Here is a 4,661-nt window from a genome sequence, read left to right on the forward strand (position 1 = left end):
ACTCTCAATCCTTACTTCTTTATTAAAACAAGTATAAAATGATTCCTACTTCAAATACTAAAAAAAAAACTATTGAAGGATATGTTTCAAATGACACTCCATCTAAATAAAAATAACTGCCCTAATTATGAAAAAATTAAATACATCCTCAACGAATCACCAGACTTAATGTGTAGAACACTTGAAGTTGGTGGAGATTGTCTCGAAGTTATTTTCATGAAAAATTTAATTAAACAAGAGTTTCTAAATGAGTATGTAATTAAATACATTCAACAACTTCCGATAGAATACATAACTTACTCTTATTTATTGAAAAACATACCAATGAACGAAGTAAAGAAAAACCTTAAGGAACAAGAGATTATCTCTTCCCTCTTAAATGGATTCGCTTATATTTACTTATCAGACGAAAGTAAAGCATTTATGGTAAATTGCGCCAACCCTATTGAAAGATCTATTGAGAAAGCAGAAACAGAATCATTGGTATACGGTCCTAAAATATCGTTTACAGAATCATTATCTTCTAACATTAAAATTATAAGACAAAATCTAAATGATTCTAATTTGTGTACAGATGAATTAAAAATAGGAGAACGTGTTAAGAAGCAAGTAAGAATTATATATCTTAAAGATATAGCGGATGATGACACACTTAAAACACTTAAGGAGAAGTTTGAAAATATAAAAACTGATAATATAAGTGACAGTTCAGTATTGGCACAATGTCTTGAAGATAATCATTACTCATTTTTTCCACAGTTTATATTAACAGAGTTGCCCGATAGATTCCTCTACTCTATTTTAAACGGACGGATTGGTGTTCTTATAGATGAAAGTCCAATTGCTATTATTGGACCTGCTAATTTTTTTTCGTTTTTTGAATCAACAGAAGACATATATTTGAGATGGTCCTTAAGTACTTTTATAAGATTTATACGATTATTTGCTATGGCAGGGTCACTATTTCTTACAGCATTTTATGTTGCAACCATGACATTTCACTCTGAACTAATTCCATCTAAATTGTTACTTATAATTGGGCAATCACGTTCACAAGTTCCTTTTCCACCTTTGCTAGAAGCACTTTTACTCGAATTATTAATTGAATTACTTAGAGAGGCTGGGGCACGCCTTCCGTCAAAAGTAGGGCAAACAATGGGGATTGTTGGAGGTATTGTTATTGGCCAAGCAACTGTTGAGGCAGGTTTAACTAGCAACATTTTAATTATTATTGTGGCATTTAGTGCATTAGGGGCATTTACGGCTCCTATTTATGAAATGGGCACTGCTATAAGAATTGCTAGATTTCCTTTCATTATTCTAGCAGGTGTTGGGGGATTAAATGGGATTATTATCGGTGTCTGTGTAATGATGGTCCACTTGTTAAAATTGACATCATTAAACAAACCTTATCTTGCACCTCTATACCCTTTTAGGATTAAGGATATAAAATACTTCTTAATACGTCTACCCCACCATTTTTATATGAGACGTCCTGTTGTCAATCGCCCAAAAGATTCATTCCGCACAAGGTGGAGATTTAAAAAAACAGAAAAAGATTTAGATGAATTTTGAGGTGGATAATGAAATCAAATATTAGTTTTGTAAATGCCTATATGGCTTTCTTTATCATACACACTTCGCAAATTGGTATGGGCATACTTGGAGTCCCGAAAATTATTTATCTTGAATCTAAGAAAGATGCTTGGATCTCAGTTTTACTATCCGGTCTATTCATTAGTATTATCACTTGGATTATTATTAGCATACTTAAAAAACATGGAAACTGTAATCTTTATGAAATACACGAAAATTTATTTGGTCGCTTTATAGGAAGTATCATCAATACCTTAATTGTCATTTACTTTATTGCTGTACATTACTCTATCATCATCAGTTATGTTGAATTGTCCCTAACATGGGGATATGAAGGAGTTTATGAATGGGTAGGCACCTTAGCGCTATTATTAATAACAATTTATGCAGTATCAGGTGGATTCAGAGTAGTTGCAGGGATATGCTTCTTATCCTTTTTAATGACTATATGGCTGCTATTTGTGATGTATCAACCACTTGATTCCATAAACTTAACTAGAATTTTACCCATCATGTCGACAACTCCGTCAGAAATGATGAAAGGAGTTTTTAAAAGCAGTTATACAATGTTGGGTTTTGAGACTTTATTTTTTATTTTTCCTTTTATAAAGGAGAAAAAAAAACTACTTCTATTCAGTCAATTAGCAATCTGGTTTACCACACTTCTTGTTTTAATTGCAACTGTTATTTCCATATTATTTTTTAGCCCTAAAGAATTAGAAAAACATATCTGGCCTATTGTCAGTATGATAAGCGCTGTCCATTTTCCATTTATTGAGCGCTTTGAATCTATAGCAGTTTCATTATGGATATTAGTTATTTTTCCAAATTTATGTATAATCCTATTCATTTCTTCCAAAGGAGTTAAACAAATATTTCATTTAAAACTAAAACATGGAATATGGGTAATCTCAATAATCATTTTTATCACGAGTTTTTTTATCACAAAAAGAGTCGACAATAACCTTTTGATTGATAAAGTTGGTCAAGTAGGCTTTTACCTATGGTTTATCTATCCAATATTCTTATATTTCATTTCAATCATTAAATCTAAAATCTTTTCACGTTCAAAACGGAGTTGAAAAAATGAAAATATGGCTTATTCTACTACTTTGTTTCTTTCTCTGTACGGCATGTATGCTACCTGAAAAAATATTAGAAAGGCAAGGAATTTCAACTATTATTGGTTTTGACTTACTTGATGAGAATACATACAAAGGCACTATTAGCTTGTTACAATTCGACCGTAAAGAAGAAAAGACGAGTGTAACCCTTTCTGCCGTCGGAACTACAAGCAAACAAATAAGACAAAATTTAGAACAACAGACAAGCCACGACCTTACTTCTGGTCAATTAAGGACAATTTTATTTGATAAATATATGACAGAAATGATAGGGATTTCATCTTTTCTAGATACAATGCAACGAGATAGTAGCATCGGATCTTTAATTTTTTTGGCAATTACAAACAATGCTGAGAGTACAATTAATAATAAAAACTATGAAGAATACCCTGAAATAGGGTCATATATTTATCAATTATTAGATAAGCACGAAAAGAAGGAAATGTTAATAAACTCCAACTTGCATGATTTTATTTCCACACTATATGAAATTGGTATCGATCCTACCTTACCTATTCTATCGAATGAGAATGGTGTAGCACCCTATTTAAATGGGGTTGCATTATTTAGGGATGATAAAATGGTTGGTTCTATTTCCATGAAAAAAACCCTGTATATAAAATTATTCACCGATCATAATGCTTTTTTGGGGGATATAACTTTAAATATTCCTGCAGAGGTATTAGAAGAAAAGGGAATAAAACTAGTCGAAAAGCAAAAAGGAGATAAATTTAATATTACAATTCACCCAATAAAGTACCGCGGAAATGTTGAATTATCTCAGGAAGAGTCGGTTAATTTAAATGCATCTATTTTAGTTTCAACTATAGAATTACAGCCTTCTGTTACTCTTAAAAATAAGGAATCAATAAAAAAAATGGAGCTAATAATTGAAGAAGAACTAAACAAAGAATTCGGGGATATTCTTGAGAAGTTTAGAAAATTAAATACTGATCCAATTGGCATTGGAAGAAAAATAAAAAGTATAAGAAAATATTCCAATTTAAATGAAAAAGATTTGAGAGGAAAGTATTCCACATTAAATTTAAAACCAAATATTAAGGTAGAAATAAAACGAACTGGGGCAGTTGATTAGTTCACGAATTACTTGTGAAGAACCTCATTTACTTATGAAAAGCTCACCGAGGTTGATATTAAACTTATCTTCCAATAGTTCAATAATTGTATGTAAAACCATAATTAACTACAATCCTTATTCAACAATCTGGCCCTATTGCGGAACAAAAATAAAAGAGCTCTCTTCAGTCATACTGCGGCTGGTTAGTTTAATAAAATTAGCCCCATAAACGGACATTTATGGGGCTGGTCCTTATTGGAGCAAGACACACTCTATTTACCCTGATCTTTGGTACCAAAACTCATTCCCAAAATCAAAGTAACATTTTTAATAACAAACACCGTTTTTGGTGCTAATATATTCATATAAATAGTTTTTAGTAGGTGATTAATTATGATTTTTGGTTACGCGCGAGTGAGTACGGAGGAACAAAACCTAGATATGCAAGTTGATGCATTAACACAATTCGGGGTTGAGAAGATTTATAAAGAAAAATTAACTGGCACACGAAGAGATAGGCCTCAATTAGAAGACCTTTTAAAAGTTTTACGAAGTGGCGATAAAATTGTTGTATATAAACTTGACCGTATTTCACGTTCCACAAAACATTTGATAGAACTGAGCGAATTATTTAACGATATGGGTGTACATTTTGTATCAATTACTGACAGTATTGACACTTCAACCGCAATGGGAAAGTTTTTCTTTCGTACAATGGCAAGCATCGCTGAACTAGAAAGAGATATTATTAGTGAACGAACAAAGTCTGGTCTTCAAGCAGCAAGATCAAGAGGAAAGAAAGGTGGGAGACCTACTAAGAAAGAAGATAAAGTGGAAATGGCTGTTAAGATGTATAAGAGTAA

The 4,661-nt window shown here is 31.8% G+C and carries 4 protein-coding genes; all 4 read left to right on the forward strand.

Features of this window, described 5'->3' with window-relative positions:
* Nucleotides 1-90: 90 nt before the first annotated feature.
* On the forward strand, nucleotides 91-1,575 hold the full coding sequence (locus ACTFRN_RS27915) for a spore germination protein (RefSeq protein ID WP_088106364.1): 1,485 nt from the start codon (nucleotides 91-93) through the stop codon (nucleotides 1,573-1,575).
* Nucleotides 1,576-1,583: 8 nt separating this feature from the next.
* On the forward strand, nucleotides 1,584-2,678 hold the full coding sequence (locus ACTFRN_RS27920; protein ID WP_000841206.1) for a GerAB/ArcD/ProY family transporter: 1,095 nt from the start codon (nucleotides 1,584-1,586) through the stop codon (nucleotides 2,676-2,678).
* Nucleotides 2,679-2,682: 4 nt separating this feature from the next.
* Nucleotides 2,683-3,816, forward strand: a complete 1,134-nt coding sequence (locus ACTFRN_RS27925) for a Ger(x)C family spore germination protein (RefSeq protein WP_000708190.1) — start codon at nucleotides 2,683-2,685, stop codon at nucleotides 3,814-3,816.
* Nucleotides 3,817-4,191: 375 nt separating this feature from the next.
* A partial coding sequence (locus ACTFRN_RS27930; protein ID WP_319611708.1) for a recombinase family protein occupies nucleotides 4,192-4,661 on the forward strand: 470 nt, incomplete at its 3' end.

The organism is Bacillus cereus group sp. MYBK245-2, from assembly GCF_051916145.1.
GTDB lineage: Bacteria > Bacillota > Bacilli > Bacillales > Bacillaceae_G > Bacillus_A > Bacillus_A pacificus.

Excerpts from the sequence above, each read along its gene's own strand:
- ACTFRN_RS27915 (WP_088106364.1), top strand. The coding sequence starts at position 91 with ATGACACTCCATCTAAATAAAAATAACTGCCCTAATTATGAAAAAATT.
- ACTFRN_RS27920 (WP_000841206.1), top strand. The coding sequence starts at position 1,584 with ATGAAATCAAATATTAGTTTTGTAAATGCCTATATGGCTTTCTTTATC.
- ACTFRN_RS27925 (WP_000708190.1), top strand. The coding sequence starts at position 2,683 with ATGAAAATATGGCTTATTCTACTACTTTGTTTCTTTCTCTGTACGGCA.